We start from the raw sequence: 22,815 nt of genomic DNA on the forward strand, positions 1-22,815 counted from the left end.
CACGATCTTCCTGTGGGTCACCTGCACTTGCTGCGGCCAGGCCCACGAGGGCCTCCCGTTCGCGTGCTCACTGCTCCGCGCCCGTCTTCTGTCTTCTGGTCGCCGGAGGTCGCCGAGACGCCGCGCAGCATCCTCGGCGAGGAGCAGTGCGTGGTCTGCGGCGACACGACCCGGCGCGCGTGATCGAGCCGTCGCACTTCGGCTGGCTGTAGACGATCCTGCCCGGCCGCGAGCCCACGACGCTGAACCTCAAGACCAACCCGCACACGCAGGAGCTGGGCGTCCGGGCGTTGGTGGAGCTCGAACCCACCTCGCACCCGCTGGCGGTGGAGAGCGGGATGGGATCACGGTCGCGTGGGTGCAGGAGTTCGCGGAGGTCACTCTGTAGCAGTGAGGCCGGCGCCATGGCGCGGCTCATTGCCGCCGGTGCGTGTAACCGGAGTTCACATTCCGGCGATCAACGTCTGGCAGGTGTTCGACATCGCGATCGTCACGACGATCTGTGGCGATGCTTCACGCGAACAGGTGTGACCGCTGAGCTGAACGGGTGTTCACGGTGGTCCGTGGACTGAGAACTGTCGGTGGTCGCTCGTACGGTGGAGCAACCGGCAGACCGAGGGGGTGACGCCGGGTGAGCGAACCTTCGACAGTCGGGCGTGCCGTCTTCGACGAGTCGTTCGGCGATCGTGTTCACGCGCTTCTGCGCACCCGTCCGGTGGCCGACGCGGCGGACAACGCCGCTCGGCAGGTGTGGGGCGAGCAGAGCTACGACGTCGTCACGTTGGCCTTGGCCGCGATCGACACGGTGATCGCCAGACAGGGTTTCGACGACGAGGTCACCTATGACGAGGTGGTCGCGGGGTTGGCGGCGTTGGCGGCCAACATCAACCCGGAGCGCTCGTTCGACGAGCACGTCGCCGTCGCGCACTATGTGGTGGACGCGCTGCTGAACCGACGAGAACGCGAGGTGCCGTTCAGGTACCGGGTGTCTAGTTTCTCCCGCTCCGACGATGGCAGCGTCCTGCACAGGTTCACCACCGCCGAGTTCCGGTTGCTCACCGAACACGAGGAACACACCCGTGGCGTCAACGTGCTGCGTGCGTCGGCTGATGCCATCAACGCCCTGGTCGGCGGGTTGGAGTTCGACGTCGAGGACGAGCAGGCCGCCGTCGAGCTCATGCTCTCGAGGCAGCTCGAACGCGGGGCCTTCGGACAGGCGGAGAAGGCGGCCGAGAGGTCACGGTTGTTGTCCGTCCGGTACGCGGACGAGCTGAGGACACTTCTGGCCGACACGACTCGGGACATCCGGACGGTGCTCGGTCAATGGGCCACCCAGGTGCCGGAGCAGCTGGAACGCAACCGTGCCCATCTGGAGGAGCGGCTCGCAGGCGAGGCGAAACTGCTCGACCACGTTCGCGGCGCGCTGGATGCCGCGGACACCGAGCCGGCTGTCGCCACTGCTGCGGCACGCATTGCCGGGCTTCTCGAGGAATGCCGCCAACGACACACAGAGCTGCACGGACGACTCGTCGGAGCGCGGACGGTCTTCCTCGACGAGCAGACCCGGCAGTCGTTCCGGCCGGTCGGGGGACTGCGCAACCCGGACATCACCGACGGGGTGTTCCTGCCGCTGCTCGCCCTGCCTGCGGAAATCGCGGTCGACCCAGCTGAGAACTTCGCCGTTTTCATGGCAGGCCCCGGAGTTCGTCCGCTCGTCCGGTTCGCAGACCTGGTGGACGACTTGCTCGCGCCACGTCGCGAACCGGTGAGCGAGGCACCGCCGATCCCTGACGACGAACTCGGCGATCCGGACCCACCAGCCGTGCCGCCGGAGGTGCTGCGGGTCGCGGCAAGTGTGGTCGCGGACGTGGGGCTACCCGCTCGACTGTCCGAGCTGCTGCTCGCTGCCCGAGCCGCAGACCTTCCGGCCGAAGTCGACTGCGCGGCCGTGGAGCGGCTCATCGTGCTGGCCGTGCTGTGGAACTACGCACCGGAAACCACCGAAGACGCGTCGACGGCTGTGGACGCGGCTGCTCGCGTGCTGGGCCCTGCCGCGGCTGTCGACGCCGACGGTGCCTTGATCACCGTGCCAGGTTGGTCCGGCGACGACCTCATCGTCGCCGAGGACGAGGACGCGCTGGCACGGTGGGCTCAGACGTGTTCCGTTGCGGTGCAACGAGACTGGGAGGCTTCATGACGCTGAGTCAGCGTGATCTGGCCGATGTGGGTGTGCTCATCGGGTGTGCGCTGCGCCCGAAAGCGCGCCCTGGTGCGGATTCCGGCTACCGGACGTTGCTCGGCCGCTACCGGGTCGACGTCGAGTTCCGCAATGCCGTGGACAGCGTGCTCGACGGGCTGGACGTACGGGTGCTTTCGGATTCCGATCTCGGCCTGGTGCTCGGTGTTCGCCGCGAGTCGGTGTTCGCTTATCGGATTTCTGATCTGCCCAACGTCAACGGCGTGACGGAACGCCTCCTGGTAGGACTGGTGAGCGTCGGGATCACCGCTTACGCGTATCCGACTCCGGCTGACTTCGACGACGATCGCGTCCGATGGGTGTCAGTCGACGAGATCGAACGCTTCGTCCGTGAGGTGTGCGAGCGCTTCAAGCGCACACCCGCCGACGACGAGACGCTCGACGAAGCTTGGCGGACCTACGACCGCTTGTCTCCCGCGTACAAGGCGGACAAGGGCAAGGGCAAGGCACGTCGCTCGCCGGCCTCGTCGACCTACTGGGTGGCTCACGTCCTGAACTGGATGGTCGACCAAGGCCTCGCGAGGCTCGCGCCTGCACGCGGTACCGAGACGTTCCAGCTGCTCGAACGGTTTCGCGTCCAAGCAGGCGAACTCGCGGGCAACGAGACCTATGACCTGCTGGCCGCGATCCGGCGCGACGAGGTGACGAAATGACCTACCAACTGTCCAGGTTCCGGCTGGTCAGCGTCGGTGATCCGGCTGCCAGGTTCACCGATCTCACCCTGGACGTGTCGGCGGCTGCGGCGGATGCACCCGGTGATCCCGTCGACTCCATCCTGTGGCTGCGCAACGGAGGCGGGAAGTCCAGTCTGCTGTCCTTGTTCTTCGCTCTCGTCCTGCCCTTGCGCAAAGACTTCATGGGCAAATCGGTCGACCGGTACCTGGAGGACTACATCGCCTCCGGGGACACGAGCCACACCGTCGCGGAGTGGGCGGCACAGCCGGACGGTGGTCTGCTTCCCACGCCCAGGCTCATCACCGGAGCCGTCTACGAGTGGGCCGACCAGCGCAAGCCGATCGATCCCGACCGGGATCGAGACAAGCTCAACGGCTGGTACTACACCTTCTTCGCGGTGCCGGGGGTGCTCGATCTCGACCATCTCCCCGTCCACGACGAGACCGGCAGGACGAGGACGATGGCCGACTTCGTCCGGCTGCTCAAGGAAGTCGCCGCCACCCGGCCGCAGCAGCTGTCGTTCGCGATCACCGACCAGCGCAAGCAGTGGATGGAAACGCTCACCGCTCGAAACCTCGATCCCGCGTTGTTCGGTTACCAGAAACAGATGAACCACTCGGAGGGCGGAGTCGCCGAGCTGTTCAAGTTCAACTCCACCAGCAAGTTCGTCGACTTCCTCGTCGACCTGACAGTCGACCCCGCTGAGCCGGATCTGGTGGCCACCAACCTGCGGAAGATCATCGAGGTGATCGGCCGAAAGAAGGACCTGCGCGTCGATCGCGACTTCTGCGCCGAGATGGCGGGCAGGCTCGACTCTCTGGCCCAGCGATTCTTACTCGCGACGAAGGCGAACGACGAGGCAGCGAGGGCGAGAGTGGCGGCCGCGCGGCTCGCCGGCGCGTTTCGCCGGGCGGCAGAGGCGCACGAGTCGGACTACGAGTGGTTCGCCGCCGAAGAGGAGCGCCTCCGTGCGGAAGCGCTGAAGCTGGACCGCGAACGCAACCGGGTCAACGACGTGGCGAACGAGTTGTTCCGGATCGCGGCGACGCATCGCCAGGCCGCAGCGCTTGAAGCGCGAGACACGGGGGAGAGCTTGTCGGAGCACGCTGAGGCTGTTGCCTCGGCCTGGGAGGCTGTCGGACCCCTGGCCGATCTGGCCGAGGCCGAGGCTGAGTCCGTGCGTCGGCAGATGGACGAGGAGGAGCGCCAGAGCGCTCCGTTGCGTGCCCGGCGTGATGTCGCCGCCGCGACGCTGAAGGCGCGCTACGCAGCCCTGGCCGTTGATGAACGAGAAGCCTGGCAGATCCAGGCGATGGTTGCCGGCAAGGCTGATGAGGACGCGGAGGCGGAGGAGGGCCGAGCCCAGCGGAACAAGGAGTCGGCGACCGGAGCCGAAGTGCGTGCCGAGCAGCTGCGGGGCAGGGTGGTAGAGCTCCGCAAGGCGGTCGAGGCGGCGGTGAGCCGGGAAGACCTGCCGGATCCGGAGGCTGATCCCGCGGTGGTCCTCGCGCAATACCGAGCGGCCAAGCGCGAGGCGAACACGCAGCTCGGCGACGTGCGGCAACGACGGGCCGCGCGGCCGGTGCGACGCAGGGCGCTGGTCGACCACAGCCGGAGACTGACCGCCGAACTGGCAGCCAGGAGGGCGGAGCGAGAGCAGCTCCTTTCCGATCACGGCAGGCTGGTCGAACGGGCTGACGCGCTCGCCGTCGACGCGAGGCTCGCCGAACTCGTGCAACTCGAAGATGGCGGACGACTTGACCTATGGGCCGAAGCGGCTGATCTCCGCACCGCGCTGACCCACGCGGTCGCGCTCGCTGAATCGACCATTGTGGATACTCGAGTCGACGCAGCGGAAGACGACCGAGCGCTGGAGGGCCTGCGCGGCGACGCGTTCCTCCCGACCACCCGCGATGCGCAGCGCGCGGCCGAAATGATCGCCTCCGTGTCCTCGGACGCCGCGGCGCGACCGGGGTGGGAGCTGTTCCGCGACCTCGTGCCCGAAGCAGGCCGTATTGCGGCACTGGAGAACCCCGTGGTCGCAGAGCTGGCCGCGGGAGTCGTGATCACCGGGATAGACGTCGCACGGGCTCGTGCGGCGCTGGAGGAACACGGATGGCGTTCGGTCGCGCACGTCGCCGTCGCGACCGCAGCGCAGATGGAACAGGCGCTGCACGGCATACGACCGGAATGGTGGTCAGTTGCCAGCGACCCGGCGTTGTTCGACGCCGTTGCCGCCGACGGCGCCCGTGTCGAACGCGAGCTGCGGCGCCACGGTCAGGACCAGCGGATCGCCGGCCTCCACGAGCAGTCGCACGCCGATCGGGCGCTTCTCGCCACGCTGGAGACGTTGCTGAACGACTGCCCGGCGGGCCACCTGGCCGCGTTGGAGAAGACGATCGACGATCTCCGCCAGGTGATCGACGACACGGCCGACGCCGACGAACAGCTCCGCGAGCAGATCACGGAACTGGACGAAAACGAGTCGTCCGATGCTGACGCCGAGCGAGAGTTGACCGGTCAGCTCACGTCTCTGGAAGGACGGATCAACCGTCTGGAGACTCTCGCTGTCCAGGTCGCGGAGTTGCCCGGGATCGAGACGGCCATCAAGCAGTTCGACCGTGATGTTCAGACGTACAACGGGATCGCGGAGCAAGCCGCTGGTCGAGCGAAGGAGTTGCGCAAGGCCGAACGTGACGCTCGGAGACAGGTCGAGTCGCACCGCGCCCGGAGCGAGCGGTACGAACAGGAAGGTCGCGCGATCTCGTTGCTCGACGCGGAGCATCATGTCGAAGTCTCCGAGACCGGCGAACCGTTGTCGTTGCTGCAAAGCCGTTTCATCGACCTGGAGTCGCAATGGCGCACTGTCGCGGCGCAGTCCGTCCTCGCTGAGCGGCTGGACAACATCGCGCGGCGCGGTGAACGAGCGAGGCGTGAGCTCGCTGGTTGCCCAGATGCCATTCGTGAGCGCGCGAAGGAACTGCTTGACACCGGTGAGGGTCAAGACGGCGAACGCAGAGCCTCGGCGCGGACACGGGCCAGGCAGAGGGCAGCGGACGTGCGGACTCAGCTGAACCACCTCGAGTTCGAGCTCGAGCAAGCGAAGCAGGAAGTCGCCGCCCGGACACCACGGGACAGGCTGCGGCATGCCCAGCTCGACGTCGAGCCCGTGACAGAGGAAGAAGCGCGTTGTCAGGCGGACGAGAACGCGGCGATGGCGACGGAGATGAGCGGCCGGGTGACCACGATGAACCGGGAGGCCGATGAGGCACGAGATGCCGCCTCCGGAGCCGGCACCCTGGCTCAAGTGCTCGTCCAGCGCGCACACCGCCTCGCCGATGCTGCGGCACCCGCGATCGTGCCGCAGACCATGACACCGTTCGACGGTGACGACGTGCAAGCCGAAACCGCGACGCAGACAGTGCTTGACGCGCTGGCAGCGGCCGCCGGCGTTGCCGTCGCAACAGGCCAGGAGCTCGACCAGGCCACCTTGGCAGTGCGCAAGCTGGCATCGGAGACTCGCTTCTCCACCATCCCGGACGCCATCCGGGACCGGTTCACCGGTGACGACTCCGAGGTGCTCGCCGAGCGCGCGGCGAGCCGTGCGCAAGAGATGCGTGTGCGCCGCACGACCATCGAGGGCCAGCTGGCCGACATCGGCAGGGACCAGCAGTTGGTCGTGAGCCAGATCGCCGGACTCGTGCAGGTGGTGCTGGCGAACCTGGAGTCCGCCAACCGGCACTCGAAGCTGCCTGGGACACTGGGTGGCTGGGCGAACGAGCAGTTCCTCCGGATCAGGTTCGTCCGGCCCGCGAGCGAGGAGGATCTTCACGCTCGCATCGATGCCGTCGTGGACCGCATCGTCGGCGAGAAGTCGAAGCCCGAAGGCCTCGCTTTGGTCAAGCGGTGTGTCCATGAGGCCGTGGCGCCGCGCGGGTTCACGGTCAAGGTGCTCAAGCCGAACAGCGATCTGGCAGTCGAACCTGTGGACGTGACGCGGCTGGGCAAGTTCTCCGGTGGGGAGAAACTCACCGTCTGCGTCGCGCTCTACTGCACGCTGGCGAGGCTGCGAGCGGTCAACCGCGGCCGGGGCAAGGTCGCGCTCGGAGGCACCTTGGTGCTCGACAACCCCCTGGGTACCGCCAGCCACGTCGCGCTCCTGCGGCTCCAGCGGGACGTGGCAGCCGCGCACGGTGTCCAGCTGGTCTACATGACCGGAGTGGAGGACCTCGGCGCGGTCGGACAGTTCCCGAACGTGCTGCGGATGCGCAACACACCGGGGGCGCTGAGAACTCGGCGCTACGTCGTTCTGGAGGACCGCTTCGGGTCAGAGGTCGAAGGCATCACCAGCGTGCGAGTCGCACAAGACCCGTCGACGGACGGTGTCGCGTCATGAGGATGAGCTCGCTGGCTCTGCACTTGGCCAACCACGTCGCGGCCGCACAACGGCAGAAGATCGACGTCGAGGTGCTGTACGGCGCGGCCGTCGCGTTCGACCGCAGCTTGGCGACCACGCCAACGGCACGCGGCGACATCCGAGACGCGCTAGACGAGCTCGCCGCGGCAGGTCTGGTGGTGTTTCCGAGTTCCCCGCGCCACTTCGACGGGAGGGACGCGCCGCCTTTGCCGTTGTGGGTGCGGCGTCCGCCTCGTGAGCGCGCCGTTCGATCAGCGCCACATCCGCGCGTCTGGCCTGCCGCACTCGAAGGCGCCGGGCGGATCGCAGTCAAGCCCGGAGAAGTCGCGGTGCTGGAGATCGTCGCCGGATTTCTCCGCGATGGAGGCGCGGCTCGGCCCAGTGTGCCGGTAAGGGAAAGATCGCTCGAGTTGTTCGGCGATGAGAAAAGGCTCGATGCGCTCGTGGCGACACGCCTGTTCACTTCCGAGGCGCTGACACTGGGTCTGTTGCGTTGTCACCCGGTTCCGATCCCGTTCGTGTCCCAGTGGGTTCCGGGGAGCGTCGATCCACGCGGCACAGCCCTGCTCATAGCGGAGAATCACCACACCTACACGTCGTTGTTGGAGGCGACCCGCCTCAGTGCCGCCGCTGGTGGTCCTGGACGGCACGTCGGTTATGGAACGGGTGGTCAGTTTCCGTCAGCGGTGTTGTCGGTACCTCTGCTGTCTCCCGTACCTGATCGGATCACGTACTTCGGCGACGTCGACTGGAAAGGACTCCAGATACCGATCAGTGCGAACACCGCTGCGGTGTCGGCGGGGCTTCCGCCGGTGTCTCCGGCGCTGTCGCTGTACCGACTGCTGTTCGACCTGGGAGTCGCGCGTCCGGCCTCCTCGGTCGCGGCAGGGGTGGCCGCCGAGGTCGTGACGTGGCTCGGTCCGTTCGCCGACGTGGCACGAGAATTGTTGACGTCGGGGACTCGCCTTCCACAGGAAGCTGTTGGCTACGAGGTGCTGTCGTCTCGCTTGGCCGTGCTCGACGCGGTCTGATCGGATGATGTTGATCGTCCTGAACTGCTGGTGCTGCAGATCACCGCAGACCGTGCTTCCATGCGCAACTCCGCAGTGGCAGGACCGAGCGCTCCGTCGCATCAGTCGTGAACCGACATGATCTGAGCGACTGCGAGCAGGCTTGAGTGCGGGAGCGTCATCGAGTTTCCGCGCCGGGTCGGCCATTTCGTAGACGGCTGCTTGCGCTGGGTGTTCTGCTCGTCCGCCTTGAGCTTCAAGGAGACCCGCCAAGCGGCGATGCCGACCAGAAGGCCCATGATGCCCAGGACGAGGCCGATGACGGCACCGATGCCGGTGAGCCCGACGAGCTTCCGGCCGACATTGCTGACCGATGCCCGCACCACGTCCAGCGCCTTCTGCGTCGAGTTGATACGGGTGGTGCAGGTTGTCACGTCGCCGGTCCAGGCAGACGCCTCGCTGGCAGCCTTCATGAGCTGATCCGTGCACGGGTCGATGCACTTGCCCAGCTCCGCCGCGCTGTTGCTCTGGTCGGTGCCCGAGACGGCCCGGCCGGTGCGGCGGAACGTGTCCGGGTAGATCTCCCTGATGACGCGCGGGGTCGCTTCGACGGGCGGCAGCGGGACCGTGCTCGCGCACGGACTCGTCGAGTTCCCGTGCGTCTGACAGCCGTCGACCGTGTCAGACCGTGCTTCGGGAAAGCCTGGGCGGTGAAGTCGCACAGGCCCAGTACCTGCTCGCCTTTCGACGGGCGATTTCGGCTTGTCGAACTCGGCTGGATCGAGAGCAACCGGTGAACGACATCACTCCTCGCAGTCAAAGCGACACTCGATGTCAGCGAGTAGTCGAACGCGAGAGGACGGCTTGCTGATCAAGTGAGCAGTTCGGGTACAAGAATGACCTGATCGAGGCCTTCGCGGCTAATGATCCCGCGATTCCAGCCGATACGGGTCGTATGACTGTCACGGACATCGCGACGTGGGGCACGGCGGACCACGTGCGGGCCGCACTCGAACGTCAGCTCGAAGGCGCGCTGGTCGAGGTTCCCCAGGACGACGAGTCGCCCCGCTGGGCGTTCAGCGAGGCGTTGCGCAGGTCGTTGATGCTGCGCCAGAAGCACCCGTTCGACGTCGTCGCCATCGGGCTGCCGGACCTGGTGCGCTACCGCGACCTGGTGGCCGGATCCGAGGTCACGTTGCGGGCCACGCGGATCGAGGCCTACTTCATCCGCCAGGACGGCACCGCGGAGCAGCACGTGTCCGAGAACGAGTGAGGCCCCGGCTCCGTCGAGAGAGCCGGGGCCTCAGCCACCTCAGCGCTACGCGGGCACCGAAGCGACGCCGGGCGCCAGGAAGCGCTTGCCCGTCACCTTCTCCGAGATGCCGGTGCGGTCCAGGTACGGCGTGATGCCGCCCAGCCAGAACGGCCAGCCGGCGCCCAGGATCATGCACAGGTCGATGTCCTGCGCCTCCGCGACCACGCCCTCGTCGAGCATGATGCGGATCTCCTCGGCCAACGCCTCCAGCGCGCGGTTCTTCACCTCGTCACCGGTCAGCGGCGTGGAGCCGAACTCCCACAGCGCCAGCACCTCGGGGTCGACGGTCTGGTTGCCGGCGGAGTCCCACTGCCAGACGGCGCCCTTGCCCGCGGCGACGAACTTCTTCATGTTCTCCGACACCGCGAAGCGGTCGGGGAACGCGCCGTGCATCGTCTCCGACACGTGCAGCGCGACGGCGGAACCGACCAGCTGCAGCAGGATCATCGGCGACATCGGCAGGCCGAGCGGCTCGGTGGCCTTGTCGGCGACCTCGAAGGAGGTGCCCTCGTCGACCGACTTGATGACCTCGCCCATGAAGCGGGTCAGCAGGCGGTTCACGACGAACGCGGGCGCGTCCTTCACCAGCACCGACGACTTCTTCAGCTGCTTGCCGATCGAGAACGCCGTGGCGAGCGTGGCGTCGTCGGTCTGCTCGGCGCGCACGATCTCCAGCAGCGGCATGACCGCGACCGGGTTGAAGAAGTGGAAGCCCACGACGCGCTCGGGGTGCTTGAGCTTCGACGCCATGTCCGTGATGGACAGCGACGACGTGTTCGTGGCGAGGATCGCCTCGGGGGAGACGTGCTCCTCGACCTCGGCGAACACCTGCTGCTTCACGGCGAGGTCCTCGAACACGGCCTCGATCACGAAGTCGGCGTCGGCGAACGCTGCCTTGTCGAGCGAGCCGGAGACCAGCGCCTTCAGGCGGTTGGCCTCGTCCGGCGAGATCCGGCCCTTGCCCGCGAGCTTGTCGACCTCGGCGTGCACGTAGCCGACGCCCTTGTCCACGCGCGCCTGGTCGACGTCGGTCAGCACGACCGGCACGTGCAGGCGGCGCAGGAACAGCAGCGCCATCTGCGAGGCCATCAGACCGGCGCCGACGACGCCGACCTTGGTGACCTTGCGCGCCAGCGACTTGTCCGGCGCGCCGGCCGGCCGCTTCGCCCGCTTCTGCACCAGGTTGAACGAGTACAGGCCCGCGCGCAGCTCGTCGCTCATCACGAGGTCCGCGAGGCCCTCGGTCTCGGCGGCGTAGCCCTTGTCGAGGTCGTTCTCGCGCGCCAGCTCCAGCAGCTCCAGCGCCTTGGCCGCACCGGGCGCCGCGCCCTTGGTCTTGCCGTGCACGATGCCCTTGGCACGCGCGACGGCGGCGTCCCACGCCTCACCGCGGTCGATCTCCTTGCGCGGCACCGTGATCTCGCCGCGGACGACCTGCGACAGCCACAGCAGCGACTGCTCCAGGTAGTCCGCGGAGTCGAACAGCACGTCCGCGATGCCCAGCTTCAGCGCCTCGGCCGGCTTGAGCATCTTGTTCTGGTTCAGCGCGTTCTCGAAGATCACCGTCACGGCGTCGTTCGCGCCGATCAGGTTCGGCAGCAGCTGCGTGCCGCCCCAGCCAGGGAACAGGCCCAGGAACACCTCGGGCAGCGCGATCGCGGCCGCGTTCGACGCCAGCGTGCGGTAGTGGCACGACAGCGCGAGCTCGAGGCCACCGCCCATGACCGCGCCGTTGACGAAGGCGAAGGTCGGGACGTCCGAGTCGGTGAACTTCTTGAAGACGTCGTGGCCCAGCTTGCCGATCGTCACGCCCTGCGAGCGGTCCGTGGCCTGCTCGACGGCCGTCAGGTCCGCGCCGACCGCGAAGATGAACGGCTTGCCGGTGACGGCGATGGCGGCCGGCTCGGCCGCGTAGGCCTCGTCGAACGCCGCGCCGAGCGACACCAGCGACTGCGGGCCGAACGTCGACGGACGGGTGTGGTCCAGGCCGTTGTCGATCGTGATGAACGCGACCGGCTTGTCGAGGCCGGGCACCGTGATCAGACGCGTCTTGGCGTGGGTGACGACCTCATCGGGGAAGATCGCCTTGGCTTCTTCAGCGGTGATGGTCACTTGCCACTCCAGTTCGGGTTCTCCCAGATGACGGTCCCGCCCATGCCGATGCCGATGCACATGGTGGTGAGGCCGTAGCGGACGTCCGGACGCTCGGCGAACTGACGCGACAGCTGCGTCATCAGGCGCACGCCGGAGGAGGCCAGCGGGTGACCGGTCGCGATCGCGCCGCCCCACTGGTTCACGCGCGGGTCGTCGTCGGCGATCTTGAAGTGGTCGAGGAACGCCAGCACCTGCACGGCGAACGCCTCGTTGATCTCGAACAGGCCGATGTCCTCGATGGACAGACCCGCGCGGGACAGCGCGCGCTCGGTGGCGGGCACCGGTCCGACGCCCATGACCGACGGGTCGACGCCCTGGAACGCGTAGCCCACCAGGCGCATGCCGACGGGCAGGCCGAGCTCGCGCGCGGTCTCCTCCTCGGCCAGGATCGCACCGGTCGCGCCGTCGTTCAGGCCGGCCGCGTTGCCCGCGGTGACCCGGCCGTGCGGGCGGAACGGCGTCTTGAGCTTGCCGAGGTCCTCGACCGTGGTGCCGGGACGCGGCGGCTCATCGGCGGTGGCGAGGCCCCAGCCGTTCTCCGCGGACCGGGTCGCGACGGGCACCAGCTCGGGGCCGATCTTGCCGGCGGCCAGCGCGGCCGCGTACTTGGCCTGCGAGGCGGCGGCGTACGCGTCCGCGCGGTCCTTGGTGATCTCCGGGAACCTGTCGTGCAGGTTCTCGGCGGTCTGGCCCATGACCAGCGCGGACGGGTCGACGATCTTGTCCGTCAGGAAGCGCGGGTTCGGGTCGACGCCCTCGCCCATCGGGTGACGGCCCATGTGCTCGACACCGCCGGCGATCACGACGTCGTAGGCGCCGAACGCGATGCCGCTCGCCGCCGTGGTGACGGCGGTCATCGCGCCCGCGCACATGCGGTCGATGGCGTAGCCGGGCACCGACTTCGGCAGGCCCGCGAGCAGCGCCGCGGTCCGGCCGATCGTCAGGCCCTGGTCACCGGTCTGCGTGGTCGCGGCGATGGCGACCTCGTCGACGCGCTCCGGCGGCAGCTCGGGGTGCCTGCGCAGCAGCTCACGGATGACCTTCACGACGAGGTCGTCGGCACGGGTCTCGGCGAAAATCCCCTTGGGGCCGGCCTTGCCGAACGGCGTGCGGACGCCGTCGACGAAGACCACGTTCCGAACGCGTGCCGGCGCTGCTGGTGCGGCCACGGCGTCTCCTCACTTGTGGTGACAACTCTGTCCACTCCGGAGGGGCAGCACGACATCCCTACCGGTCGGTAACGCCAACTCTAGCCCTAGTTACTGACCGGTAACCACAGTGGCGCCCCTGTTCGTTGTGTCACACACCTTGCGGATGACGAGGAAGAGCGGCAACCCGACCGGGGCCAGCAGGATCGTGATCACCAGAACGGGTGCCATGACCAGCGGGTGGACGTTCAGCCGGCGCCCCTCCAGGTACATCCAGCGCCCGACGAACAGGTCCCACGCGAGCATGTGCGCCCACACCAGCGCCGTGCCGGTGTCCGTGGCCAGGTACTCCGCCAGCGGGCCGATCTCGGGCCGGGTGACCAGCGGCAGCACGGTGAAGAGCTCCGGGATCAGCAGCACGACGTAGATCAGCACGGGCGGCAGCACGATCAGGTAGGACTCGGCGGTCTTCTGCGTCCAGGACCACTTCGGCGCGAGGATCATCAGCGCCCAGAACGGCGCGGCGACCAGGAACGTCAGCGAGAACAGGGTGGCGGTCATGCGGGAACGAGCTCCTTCTTCGGTTCACGCGCCCACACCAGTCCCAGTGCGGTCGCGACGACGATTCCGGCCAGCGCGAGCAGGGTCGTGCTGTCGGGCTGGACCAGCGACTGGCCGCGCAGCGCCTGCCAGGTCACGAGCAGGAAGATCCCCAGGAACGACGCGCTCGTGACCCACGCGATCCTGGTGTTGGCGCGGGCGCCGAGCAGCGCGATGATCACCGGCAGCACCTGCAGCGCGTGCATGCCGATGAAGTGGCCGACCCGCAGGTCGCCGTGCTCGGTGCTCCACCCGGTGAGCGCCATGTAGGCACCGCCGTCGGGCGCTCCGATCGTGTGCGAGCCGAGCGTGTCGCCGTCGAGCGCCTGGCCGGGCTTCGGGCTCGTCATGAGGAAGCCGACGCCGAGGCCCAGGAACGAGATCAGCAGCCCGAGCCGGATCGACCAGGCGAGCGCCTTGTTCTCGATGTCCGTGCGCCACAACAGGATCGCCACGATCGCGTGCGTCACCCACAGCACGACGATGGTCGAGCCCATGATCGAGAACAACGCGGTGTCGAGCGGCGTCTCGAAGTTGAAGTGGCTGCGCTTGCCGCGGATGACCTGGCCGACGATCACGACCATCTCCGCGGCGCCGGCCGCCGCGAGCACGGTGCCCGCCCACCAGCCGACGCGCTGGAACCGCTTCAGGAACGTGAGCAGCCACACCAGCGTGAACGAGTAGAGCGCGAGCGAGACGGCGAACTTGAGCGGCTTGAGCCAGATCGGCGAGTTGACCACCGTCCGGTCGTCGACCAGCAGCCCGACGAGCGAGACCGGGATCAGCAGCACCATGAGCACGCCGAAGACGACTAACGGCCGATGCCAGTTCTGCATGGTCCTCAACATCCGAGCCCCCTCGGTTGAATGGATAGCGGCACTCTCCGCTATCGACAAACGGGAAGGTACACTATCCATATGCGTGTTGGCGAGCTTTCGAAGAGAAGCGGCGTCCCGGTGCCGACGATCAAGTACTACCTGCGCGAGGGACTGTTGCCCGCCGGCGTGCTGACCAGCCCGAACCAGGCCCACTACGACGAGGAGCACCTGCGCAGGCTGCGTCTCGTCCGCGCCCTGGTGGACGTGGGCGGCCTGTCCATCGCGGCCGTGCGCGAGGTCCTCGCGGTGATCGACACCCGCGAGGAGTCGCTGCACACCAAGCTCGGCACCGTGCAGGAGGCCATCAGCCGGCCGAGCGCGGCCGAGTTCGACCCGCTCGCGGTCAAGGACGTGCAGGAGTTCTGCGACCGGCACGGCGCGCCCGAGGGCTTCGACATCGCCGGGAGCGGCGTGACCCAGATGCTCGCGGCGGCGCTGTCGGCGGCCCGCTCGATCGGGCACGACCACTTCCAGCAGCTGCTCGAGCCGTACCTGGAGGGCTTGCGGATCATCGCGAGGGCGGACCTCGAGTACATCGCCCGCCTCGGTTCGCGGGACGCCGTCATCGAGGGGATGGTCGTCGGCACGCTGATCGGCGACGAGGTGCTCAAGGCCCTGCGGCGGCTCGTGCACGCGCAGGTGTCGCGCGAGCTGGTCGAGACCGACTCGCGGTGAGGTGAAAGACCGGGCGTCCTGCCGGACATGACCCGGGGTGGAGCAGGTGGACGTGGAACCGCGCCGGGCGGGCTTCGAGGCCGTCGCGCAGGAGCTGATCGAGCCGCTGCGCCGGTACCTGGCGCGCCGGACCGATGCGGCGACCGCGGACGACGTGCTGTCCGAGACGTTGCTGGTCGCGTGGCGGCGCCGCGACGAGATGCCCGCCGAGCCGCTGGCCTGGGCCTACGCCGTGGCGCGCAACTGCCTCGCCAACGCCGACCGGGCGCGCCGCCGGCAGGACCGGTTGCTGGTGCGGATCTGGCAGGTGGCCCGGCCTCCCGAGCACGCTCCCGCGCGGGACGACCCGGACCCGGCGCTGGCCGGAGCCCTCGCGCGGCTGTCCTCCGCGGACGCCGAGCTGGTGCGGCTCTGGGCGTGGGAGGAGCTCGGCGCCGCCGAGATCGCCCAGGTCGTCGGGATGAGCGCCAACGCGGTCAGCATCCGGCTGCACCGGGCGCGCAAGAGGTTGAGGTCCCTGCTGGACGAGCAGGCGGAGGGGGAGCGGTCGTGACGGATGACGAGCTGCGCGACCGGATGCGGCGCGCCGACCCCGCGGCCTCGCTGCGTCCGCTGCCCGACGGGGAGGTCCGGCGGCTGGTGGCCGGTGCCGAGCGCCGTCCGGTGGCGCCGCGGGTGTCGTCGCTGAGGCTGCCGGTGCTGGTCGGGGCGGCGGCCGCGGTCGCGGTGGCCGCGGGAGCGCTCGTGGTGACGGGCGGGGACGCGCCACGGCAGCCGAGCCCGCCGGTCGCGTTGCCGACGACGACGCCGCCCGGTCTGGAGAACGGTCAGGGGCTGCCCGACACCAGCGGGGGACGGCCGACGACCGGGCGGACCGTGCCGAACTCGGTGACACCACTGCCTTCGCCGCCCATGAGCCCCAGCTCGCCGGCCGGGCGCAAGACCACTGTCGTCGTGCTCACCGAGGTACCCGAGGACCCGCGGATCCGGTGCCGCGCACCGGAAGCCGGGGTGCTGCAGGAGAGCGCGCAGATGGCGTTCGAGGGCACGGTGCTGCGGATTGACGGCGACGTCGTGACCCTGCAGGTGCGCCGGGCCTGGCGCGGGGACGCGGACGTGCTCGAGGTCAGGAACGCGACAGGCGCGCCGGTGCTGGTGGGGTTCGAACCGGAGGTCGGCAGGACCTTCCTGGTCGCGGCGTCCGACATGCGCGTCCTGGGCTGCGGGCTGAGCGGCCCGGACGAGCCGGGGCTGCGCGGGATCTACGACGAGGCGTTCCGGTGAGGAGGCCGCGATGCGGTGCGCATCGCGGCCGCCCGGCTACTTCGTGAGGTAGGCGTCGACCACGGTCTGGGTGACCGAGTCACCGCCCCTGCTCACGAGCTTGGCGCGCAACGAGACGCTGCCGCCCCTGCCCGGGTTGAGCACGAACATCGAGTCACCCACCACCCACGCCGGCTGCCACGTGCGGCCCCGGTCGTAGGACACCTGCGTGGTCAGCGACTTCACCTGGCCACCCTGGACGGTCAGCGGGACGCGCTGGACCCGGTGCGCGGGCAGGGTTCCGTCGAGGCCGACCTCCGGTGTGAACCTGACCATCGACAACGGCACCTGCGTGACGGCGCCGGTCGTCGCCGAGTCGAACCCCCACGTCGTGGTGACCGACGTGCTGACCGTCGCCACGCCCGACCGGGTCGCGGTGGTGGTCAGCTCGTAGCGGCCGCGTCCCTCCGGCAGCGAGAAGAACGTCTCCAGGTCCAGCGGCCGATCGGTCGAGTCGACGACCTTGCCGTCCCGCTTGAGCACCGTCGAGCCGGAGTCGACGACCGAACCGCCGGTGCGGCCCTGGCCGTCGGCGAAGAACGGAAGGCTGCCGAACAGCACGTCGCCGTCGCGGTACAGGCCGACGCGGCGCTCGTTCGTCAGCGCGGGACCGAAGACACCGGTGTTGAACGTCTTCTGGTAGGTCTTGCCCGGCTTGAACGTCTCGTCGTCCGCGCCCCACCACGCCTCGGTGGTGTCGCCGTTGTCCTGCTCGAAGCGCAGACCCCACGTGTTGGTGGGGGAGTAGAGACGCATCTTCCGCTGGTGCGGCAGGGCATGTCCGAACGCGACGCCGAACAACGGGCTGTCGCCGACCGCGGCCAGGGCGTGCACGTAGCCCAGGCGTCCCGCGGCGGTGGTGCCCGCCGAGGCCTCGATGGTCACGAGGTCCTTGTCCTTCAACGGCTTGCGGTAGCCCGTCCAGAACCTCGTGAGCGTCGTGGACTGGTCGACGACGTGGAACTCCTCGCGGTCGGCACCGGTGTAGGAGGCCACGACGAGCTCGTTCATCTCACCCGCCTTGCCCTCCGGGCCGACGTGCGCGGTGTTGAGGGCGCTCAGCGGCACGCCCAGCAGACCGAAGCCGTACTCCGTCGACGGCATCTTGTGGCCGACCCTGATGTAGGAATGGCGTTCGGCGGGCTTGCCGGGCAGGCCGATGTCGACCGGCTTGGCCTGGCGGGCGTCGAGCGTGATCGTGGTGTCCGCCTTGACGTCGATGTTCGTGCCGTTGAACCAGTTGTAGTTCGCGCCGGGGATGCCGGGCGCGGTCCACTGCTGACCGCTGAGCAGGTAGCGGCCCTTCGGCACGCGCAGGGACTCCAGGCCGGTGCCCAGGCCCGCGAAGGCGCCCGTCGCGTCCCCGGTGACGCCCTGCAGCATCGCGCCCCAGTCCGCGGCGGGCTTGCCGTCGCGGCCGATCGCCTTGACGGTCAGCGTGTAGCGCTCGGCCTCGCGGGTCACGGCCGCCGGGGTGACGACGGACTGGCCGCCGCCGCTCGCGGTGACGTACGCGCCGAACGTGCCGGCCGCGTCGCCACCGAGCTTGGTGTCGGCGGTCAGTTTCGTGGTCGCGGTGCCGTGCGCGGGCACGGTCAGGGTGCTGTCCTTGAGCGTGAAGAAACCCTGTGGTGCGGCGGCGTCCAGCTTGAGCGACAGCGTGACCGGCTGGTCGCTTTCGTTGCGGTAGAGGACGTCGCGGGTGATCGGGGCGTCGTCGTGGTGCGGCCACAACGCCGTGCCGAACGAGACCGGGCCGGACGTGACCGTCTGCTTGATCGCCTTCGCGACGTCCGCGCGGCCGGCACCCTGTTCGAACGGCGTGTACGCGCCGGGCTTCGCGCTCGCCGTCAGCGCGGCCTTGAGCTGCTCACCGCGCCAGTCCGGGTGCACCTGGGCCAGGATCGCCGCGGCGCCCGTGACGTGCGGGGTGGCCATCGACGTGCCGCTCAGGAAGATGTAGCCCTCCGCGGGACCAGGCCTGGTCTGTCCGAGCGCGCCGCCCGCCGCCGCGCCGATGTTGACACCGGGTGCGGTGATGTCCGGCTTGATCGCGCCGTCGCCGTTGCGCGGCCCGGTGCTGGAGAACGGGGCGAGCGCGTCGTCGCGGTCGACGGCGCCGACGGTGAGGGCGGCGTCCGCGCTGCCGGGCGAGCCGACGCTGTTCGGACCGGCGTTGCCCGCCGCGATGACGAACAGCGTGCCGGTCTCCTGCGAGAGCCGGTTGACCAGGATCTCCATCGGGTCGAGCACCGGGCTGTCGTCGCCGCCGAGGCTCATGTTGACGATGTCCACCTGCTGCTCGACGGCCCACTCGATGCCCGCGAGGATCCCGGACTCGTACCCGGACCCGTCGTCGCCGAGCACCTTGCCGTCGAGGATGCGCGCGCCGGGCGCGACACCCCGGAACTTCCCGCCCGACTTCGCACCGGTGCCCGCGGCGATGGACGCGACGTGCGTGCCGTGCCCGACGCGGTCCTGGTTGTCCGGCGAGTCGGAGAAGTTCTTCTCGGCGATCTCCTGGGTGGCGAGGTCCGGGTGCGTGTTGTCGACGCCGGTGTCGAGCACCGCGATCTTCACGCCCTTGCCGTCGAACCCGGCCTGCCACGCCTGCGGCGCGCCGATCTGCGCCGTGCTGCGGTCGAGTGCCGCCTTGTGCACCGCGTCGAGCCAGACGGTGGTGTTCGACCCGCGTGCGTTCTCCAGCGACTTCCAGACCGATGCCGCGTTCTCGGCGCTCACCGTCACCGCGTCGACGCCGATGCGGCTGAACGTCCGGGCGGCCGTGAGCCCGGTGCCACCCGACACGAGCAGGCCGAGGCCCTGGCGCTTGGTGTACTCGGGCTTGCTGAGCAGGGCGAGGTCGAACAGGCGCCGGTCGAGCCTGCCCTCGGTGACCAGCGGCTCGACGTCGGCGGGGACGGCGTAGAGATGTGTGCCGTCCTCTCTTGTGGAGACGGGGACGTGCTCACGACCGGGCGCGGGCTTCCACTGCTGCGGCTTGCCCTGGGAGTCGGTCAGCACCTGGTCGCCGGTGACCAGCGTGATCCAGTGCTGTGCGCCGGGCCGGGCGGGCGCGACCTCGGCCGTGGTCGCGGCTGCGGGGACGACGACGGCCGCGGTCAGCGCGAGGCTGACCACGGCGATGGGGAGAATTCGTTTCAACGGAGGCCTCTCCTCGGGGACGGACTGCTCCTCGGAGGGCATATGTCCGGCAGTCGAGGCCGATATTTCGCTTAGGCAACTGTCAAAGGTGCCGCCGCCAGCGGGCCTCGCCGTCGTGCAGCTCACCCGTGGACGTCAGTCCGGCGGAGGCGGCGACGGCGGCCGACGCGTGGTGCTCCGGGTGGATGTGGGCCACGACCGTGCGCACGGCCTGGGTGCCGAGCCAGCCGACCAGCCCCCGCGCGGCCTCGCTCGCGATGCCCCTGCCCTGCCACGGCGTGCCGACGACCCACGCGATCTCGGCGGTGTCGCCGGTGATCGTCGCCTGGACGGTGCCGGTCAGCCGGTGCTCGGCGCGGAGGCGGACGACCCAGTTCAGCCAGCGCTGGGCCGGGTCCGGTGAGCCCGCGGCCAGGCGTTCGTACCGGGTGCGGAGGTCCCGCGGGCTGAGCGGGGTGCCGCCGATGAAGGTGTGCAGTGCCGGGTCGGCCAGGACCTCGGCCATCTCGTCGGCGTGCTCGGGTCGCAACGGGACCAGCTCCAGGCGTTCGGTGCCGATCGCCTGGAACCGGCCCTTGCTGTCGTCTCCCACCGGGAGATCATCCCTCGCCGGGAGGATCCGCCTGCTTCAGCGTCGCGGTGAGGACCTCGTCGAGCGGGGTGGCGGTCAGGCCGAACTCCGACGCCATCCGGGAGGCGTCCACGACGAACGGGCGGTGCGACTGGTGCCGGGTCTCGTCGAGCTCGTCCCACAGCGGGGAGGTGGCGCCCAGCAGGGCCATCTCGCGGTCGGTCATCTCGGCGAGCCGGGGCGTCGGTGCGCCGGCCAGCTCGGCGAGGCGGGTGGCGACGGTGCGCACGGACGTGACCAGGACGGGCGCGTGCCACGCCCTGCCGAGCGCCCGCTCGTCGTGGACGACCGCGACCAGAGCGCGCGCGGCGTCGCCGATGGACGTGAACGAGTGCGGGGTGTCCAGTGCGGCGGGCACGAGGGCGAAGTGTCCCGCGAGGACCTTGGGCACCACCGTGAGGGCGAACACGGAGATCGCGCCGGGACCGATGAACTGGCCGGCGCGCACCTCGGTGACTCGCACCCTGCCCGCGTCGTGCGCGGCCTTGGCCTCCCGCCACATGCGGGCCCGCACCTCGCCCTTGGGACCGGTCGCGCTCAGCGGGTGGTCCTCGGTCAGCGGCTCGTCGACGGGTCCGTAGCCGTAGAGGTTGCCGAGCATCACGTAGGTGGCGCCGGTGCGTTCGGCGGCCGACAGGATCGAGCCGAACAACGGCGGCAGGGTCCGCGGCCACGTGTGGTAGGCGGGCGCGGCGGCGTTGATGATCGACGTCGCCCCGGCCGCCACCTCGGTCAGCGCGGTGGTGTCGCTCGCGTCCAGGGCGATCCTGGTGACGCGGGGGTGGCCGGGGCCGTCGCCGGAGCGGCTGACGATCCGGACGTCGTCGCCGGACTCGGCGAGCGACAGAGCGGTGGCGGTGGCCGTGGCGCCACGGCCGACGATCAGGTGCATGGTCCTCTTTTCGGGAACATCGGATCGGGTCGAACCTGTTGCTCCACAGTGCTGCGGGCGCCCGGTTCGCGGCACCGGCCCGTGTGCCACGTTCCCGGAGGTTCTGGCCATGCATCGGATCGTCTTCGTGGTGGTCGAGCCGGTGTTCTCGTTCGACCTCGCCATCGCGCGGATGCTGCTCGACTCGACCGGCGCCTACGAGATCGTCGTCTGCACCGCCGAACCGGGGCGGGTCGAGGCTGTGGGTGGGCCCGACGTCGTCGTGGACCACGACCTCGCTTCCGCGCGCGAGGCCGACACGTGCGTCGTGATCGGTGGTGGTGGGCGTGAGGACGTCGACCCGCGAGTGCTCGCCGCCGTCCGCGCTGCGGCACGGGCTGGGGCGCGCGTGGCCGCGATCTGCACGGGCGTGTTCGTGCTCGCCCAGGCGGGGCTGCTCGACGGACGCCGCGCGACGACGCACTGGGGTCTGACCGACGAGCTGGCCCACCGCCATCCCGCGGTGACCGTGGTGCCGGACGCGCTCTACGTCGCCGACGGTCCGGTGATCACCTCGGCGGGTGCCGCGGCGTGCGTCGAGCTGTGCCTGCACCTCATCCGCAGCGACTTCGGCGCCGCCGCGGCGGCCACCGCGAGCCGGCTCGCCGTGGCGGCCCCCGCCCGTCCCGGCGGTCAGGCCCAGGTGGTGGACACGCCGCTGCCCGACCTGCCGGACTCCTCGCTCGCCGCCACCCGCGAGTGGGCGTTGCGCCGGCTCGACACCCCGCTCACCCTCACGGACCTGGCCGTGCACGCCCGCGTGAGCGTGCGGACGCTGACCCGCCGGTTCCACGCCGAGACGGGGACGAGCCCGGCGCAGTGGCTGCTGCACCGGCGCGTCGACCGCGCCCGCCGGCTGCTGGAGACGAGCACCCTGTCCGTCGACCTGGTCGCCCACCACAGCGGGCTGGGCACCGCCGACTCGCTGCGCCGGCACCTGGTCAGCCGGACCGGGCTCACGCCGTCGGCGTACCGGACGTCGTTCCGCCCGCCCGCGCGGTGAACCGGTGCAGGAAGGCCGCGACGAGGTCGTCGGTGAACTCGCGTGGGACGGGTGAGCCGGTGACCAGGACTCGGTAGTAGACCGGCCCGACGAGCTGGTCCAGCGCGGTGTCGACGTCGAGGTCCGCCCGGAGCTCACCGCGCTCGATCGCGCGCTCCAGGGGGAGGCGGTCGCGGACGCGCTGGTGGCTCAGGTGCTCGTCGCGCAGCCTCGTCGCGAGCTGGGGGTCGTGCTGCGCCTGGCCGGCGAGGGCCCGGAACACCGCGCCGGGGTCGGAGGCGGTGAGGAACCCCGCCAGGGTCGCGAGGTGGGCGCGCAGGTCGGTGCCGAGGTCGCCGTGGTCCTCCGGCGTCAGGTGCTCGGCCATGTCCTCGGTGAACGCCTCCAGCAGCACGTCGACCTTGGACGGCCACCAGCGGTAGATCGTCTGCTTCGCCACGCCCGCCCGCGCGGCGATGCCCTCGATCGTCACGGCGGCGAACCCGCGCTCGGCCAGCAGGTCGTCGGCGGCCTCCAGCACCGCCTGCCGCGCCTGTTCGCTGCGCCCGTGCCGATTCCCGCGATGTGCGGTGCTCATCGACCACCTCCCGGACGCGTACCTTAGCCAGGGCTAGATTAGACGCAACGTTGCGT

General features: G+C 69.7%; 18 protein-coding genes. 9 read left to right on the forward strand and 9 right to left on the reverse strand.

Annotated features, from left to right (window positions below; translation table 11 throughout):
- Positions 1 to 631: 631 nt before the first annotated feature.
- From ACFWV3_RS34430 to ACFWV3_RS34445, 4 genes are all read left to right on the forward strand, one after another.
- A complete protein-coding gene (locus tag ACFWV3_RS34430) occupies positions 632 to 2,197 on the forward strand; it encodes a hypothetical protein (protein ID WP_382417593.1) in 1,566 nt (521 codons plus the stop codon).
- Positions 2,194 to 2,910, forward strand: coding sequence for a hypothetical protein (locus ACFWV3_RS34435; RefSeq protein WP_382417595.1), 717 nt, complete (start codon positions 2,194 to 2,196; stop codon positions 2,908 to 2,910). Before ACFWV3_RS34430 ends, ACFWV3_RS34435 begins: the two co-directional genes overlap by 4 nt.
- A 74-nt stretch (positions 2,911 to 2,984) precedes the next feature.
- The gene (locus tag ACFWV3_RS34440) at positions 2,985 to 7,328 is read left to right on the forward strand and encodes a hypothetical protein (RefSeq protein WP_382417597.1); all 4,344 of its coding nucleotides are present in this window, start codon (positions 2,985 to 2,987) and stop codon (positions 7,326 to 7,328) included.
- 2 nt (positions 7,329 to 7,330) lie between these two features.
- The gene (locus tag ACFWV3_RS34445) at positions 7,331 to 8,380 is read left to right on the forward strand and encodes a hypothetical protein (protein ID WP_382417598.1); all 1,050 of its coding nucleotides are present in this window, start codon (positions 7,331 to 7,333) and stop codon (positions 8,378 to 8,380) included.
- A 101-nt stretch (positions 8,381 to 8,481) separates the two neighbouring features.
- Here ACFWV3_RS34445 and ACFWV3_RS34450 read toward each other — a convergent pair whose 3' ends face one another.
- Positions 8,482 to 8,832, reverse strand: coding sequence for a hypothetical protein (locus ACFWV3_RS34450; RefSeq protein WP_382417600.1), 351 nt, complete (start codon positions 8,830 to 8,832; stop codon positions 8,482 to 8,484).
- A 482-nt stretch (positions 8,833 to 9,314) separates the two neighbouring features.
- Between ACFWV3_RS34450 and ACFWV3_RS34455 the strand changes: the two genes are divergently transcribed.
- Positions 9,315 to 9,632, forward strand: coding sequence for a hypothetical protein (locus tag ACFWV3_RS34455; RefSeq protein ID WP_382417601.1), 318 nt, complete (start codon positions 9,315 to 9,317; stop codon positions 9,630 to 9,632).
- A gap of 45 nt (positions 9,633 to 9,677) precedes the next feature.
- On the opposite strand, the gene ACFWV3_RS34460 is transcribed toward ACFWV3_RS34455, so the two are convergent.
- The 4 genes from ACFWV3_RS34460 to ACFWV3_RS34475 all read right to left on the reverse strand — a co-directional run bounded on the left by ACFWV3_RS34460 (position 9,678) and on the right by ACFWV3_RS34475 (position 14,424).
- Positions 9,678 to 11,786: a 3-hydroxyacyl-CoA dehydrogenase NAD-binding domain-containing protein gene (locus tag ACFWV3_RS34460; protein ID WP_382417603.1), complete on the reverse strand. Its 2,109-nt coding sequence runs from the start codon at positions 11,784 to 11,786 to the stop codon at positions 9,678 to 9,680.
- Positions 11,783 to 12,997, reverse strand: coding sequence for a thiolase family protein (locus tag ACFWV3_RS34465; RefSeq protein ID WP_382417604.1), 1,215 nt, complete (start codon positions 12,995 to 12,997; stop codon positions 11,783 to 11,785). The genes ACFWV3_RS34460 and ACFWV3_RS34465 overlap by 4 nt, the downstream gene beginning before the upstream one ends.
- Positions 12,998 to 13,087: 90 nt before the next feature.
- The gene (locus tag ACFWV3_RS34470; protein ID WP_382417606.1) at positions 13,088 to 13,537 is read right to left on the reverse strand and encodes an ABA4-like family protein; all 450 of its coding nucleotides are present in this window, start codon (positions 13,535 to 13,537) and stop codon (positions 13,088 to 13,090) included.
- A complete protein-coding gene (locus ACFWV3_RS34475) occupies positions 13,534 to 14,424 on the reverse strand; it encodes a hypothetical protein (RefSeq protein WP_382417607.1) in 891 nt (296 codons plus the stop codon). The genes ACFWV3_RS34470 and ACFWV3_RS34475 overlap by 4 nt, the downstream gene beginning before the upstream one ends.
- A 108-nt stretch (positions 14,425 to 14,532) precedes the next feature.
- On the opposite strand from ACFWV3_RS34475, the gene ACFWV3_RS34480 reads away from it, so the two are divergent.
- From ACFWV3_RS34480 to ACFWV3_RS34490, 3 genes are read left to right on the forward strand one after another with little or no spacing between them, the layout of a single operon-like run.
- On the forward strand, positions 14,533 to 15,129 hold the full coding sequence (locus ACFWV3_RS34480) for a MerR family transcriptional regulator (RefSeq protein ID WP_382417609.1): 597 nt from the start codon (positions 14,533 to 14,535) through the stop codon (positions 15,127 to 15,129).
- Positions 15,130 to 15,175: 46 nt separating this feature from the next.
- The gene (locus tag ACFWV3_RS34485) at positions 15,176 to 15,682 is read left to right on the forward strand and encodes an RNA polymerase sigma factor (RefSeq protein WP_382417611.1); all 507 of its coding nucleotides are present in this window, start codon (positions 15,176 to 15,178) and stop codon (positions 15,680 to 15,682) included.
- On the forward strand, positions 15,679 to 16,413 hold the full coding sequence (locus ACFWV3_RS34490; RefSeq protein WP_382417613.1) for a hypothetical protein: 735 nt from the start codon (positions 15,679 to 15,681) through the stop codon (positions 16,411 to 16,413). The genes ACFWV3_RS34485 and ACFWV3_RS34490 overlap by 4 nt, the downstream gene beginning before the upstream one ends.
- Positions 16,414 to 16,449: 36 nt before the next feature.
- Here ACFWV3_RS34490 and ACFWV3_RS34495 read toward each other — a convergent pair whose 3' ends face one another.
- From ACFWV3_RS34495 to ACFWV3_RS34505, 3 genes are all read right to left on the reverse strand, one after another.
- Entirely contained in the window at positions 16,450 to 19,617 is a 3,168-nt protein-coding gene (locus ACFWV3_RS34495; protein ID WP_382417615.1) for a S8 family serine peptidase, read from the reverse strand.
- Between the two features lie 82 nt (positions 19,618 to 19,699).
- On the reverse strand, positions 19,700 to 20,209 hold the full coding sequence (locus tag ACFWV3_RS34500) for a GNAT family N-acetyltransferase (protein ID WP_382417617.1): 510 nt from the start codon (positions 20,207 to 20,209) through the stop codon (positions 19,700 to 19,702).
- 7 nt (positions 20,210 to 20,216) lie between these two features.
- On the reverse strand, positions 20,217 to 21,140 hold the full coding sequence (locus ACFWV3_RS34505; RefSeq protein WP_382417619.1) for an NAD-dependent epimerase/dehydratase family protein: 924 nt from the start codon (positions 21,138 to 21,140) through the stop codon (positions 20,217 to 20,219).
- A 109-nt stretch (positions 21,141 to 21,249) separates the two neighbouring features.
- On the opposite strand from ACFWV3_RS34505, the gene ACFWV3_RS34510 reads away from it, so the two are divergent.
- A complete protein-coding gene (locus ACFWV3_RS34510; protein ID WP_382417620.1) occupies positions 21,250 to 22,182 on the forward strand; it encodes a GlxA family transcriptional regulator in 933 nt (310 codons plus the stop codon).
- Here the strand turns inward: ACFWV3_RS34510 and ACFWV3_RS34515 are convergent.
- On the reverse strand, positions 22,136 to 22,759 hold the full coding sequence (locus ACFWV3_RS34515; RefSeq protein ID WP_382417622.1) for a TetR/AcrR family transcriptional regulator: 624 nt from the start codon (positions 22,757 to 22,759) through the stop codon (positions 22,136 to 22,138). The two genes, ACFWV3_RS34510 and ACFWV3_RS34515, sit on opposite strands and share 47 nt — an antisense overlap.
- Positions 22,760 to 22,815: the final 56 nt, after the last annotated feature.

Origin of the sequence: Lentzea sp. NPDC059081 (genome assembly GCF_042738015.1) — a bacterium.
Lineage (GTDB): Bacteria > Actinomycetota > Actinomycetes > Mycobacteriales > Pseudonocardiaceae > Lentzea.

What these genes read in the sequence shown, in the direction of transcription:
- ACFWV3_RS34470 (WP_382417606.1), bottom strand. Translation starts at nt 13,537, where the DNA reads ATGACCGCCACCCTGTTCTCGCTGACGTTCCTGGTCGCCGCGCCGTTC.
- ACFWV3_RS34450 (WP_382417600.1), bottom strand. Translation starts at nt 8,832, where the DNA reads ATGAAGGCTGCCAGCGAGGCGTCTGCCTGGACCGGCGACGTGACAACC.
- ACFWV3_RS34455 (WP_382417601.1), top strand. Translation starts at nt 9,315, where the DNA reads ATGACTGTCACGGACATCGCGACGTGGGGCACGGCGGACCACGTGCGG.
- ACFWV3_RS34510 (WP_382417620.1), top strand. Translation starts at nt 21,250, where the DNA reads ATGCATCGGATCGTCTTCGTGGTGGTCGAGCCGGTGTTCTCGTTCGAC.
- ACFWV3_RS34515 (WP_382417622.1), bottom strand. Translation starts at nt 22,759, where the DNA reads ATGAGCACCGCACATCGCGGGAATCGGCACGGGCGCAGCGAACAGGCG.
- ACFWV3_RS34435 (WP_382417595.1), top strand. Translation starts at nt 2,194, where the DNA reads ATGACGCTGAGTCAGCGTGATCTGGCCGATGTGGGTGTGCTCATCGGG.
- ACFWV3_RS34505 (WP_382417619.1), bottom strand. Translation starts at nt 21,140, where the DNA reads ATGCACCTGATCGTCGGCCGTGGCGCCACGGCCACCGCCACCGCTCTG.
- ACFWV3_RS34475 (WP_382417607.1), bottom strand. Translation starts at nt 14,424, where the DNA reads ATGTTGAGGACCATGCAGAACTGGCATCGGCCGTTAGTCGTCTTCGGC.
- ACFWV3_RS34445 (WP_382417598.1), top strand. Translation starts at nt 7,331, where the DNA reads ATGAGCTCGCTGGCTCTGCACTTGGCCAACCACGTCGCGGCCGCACAA.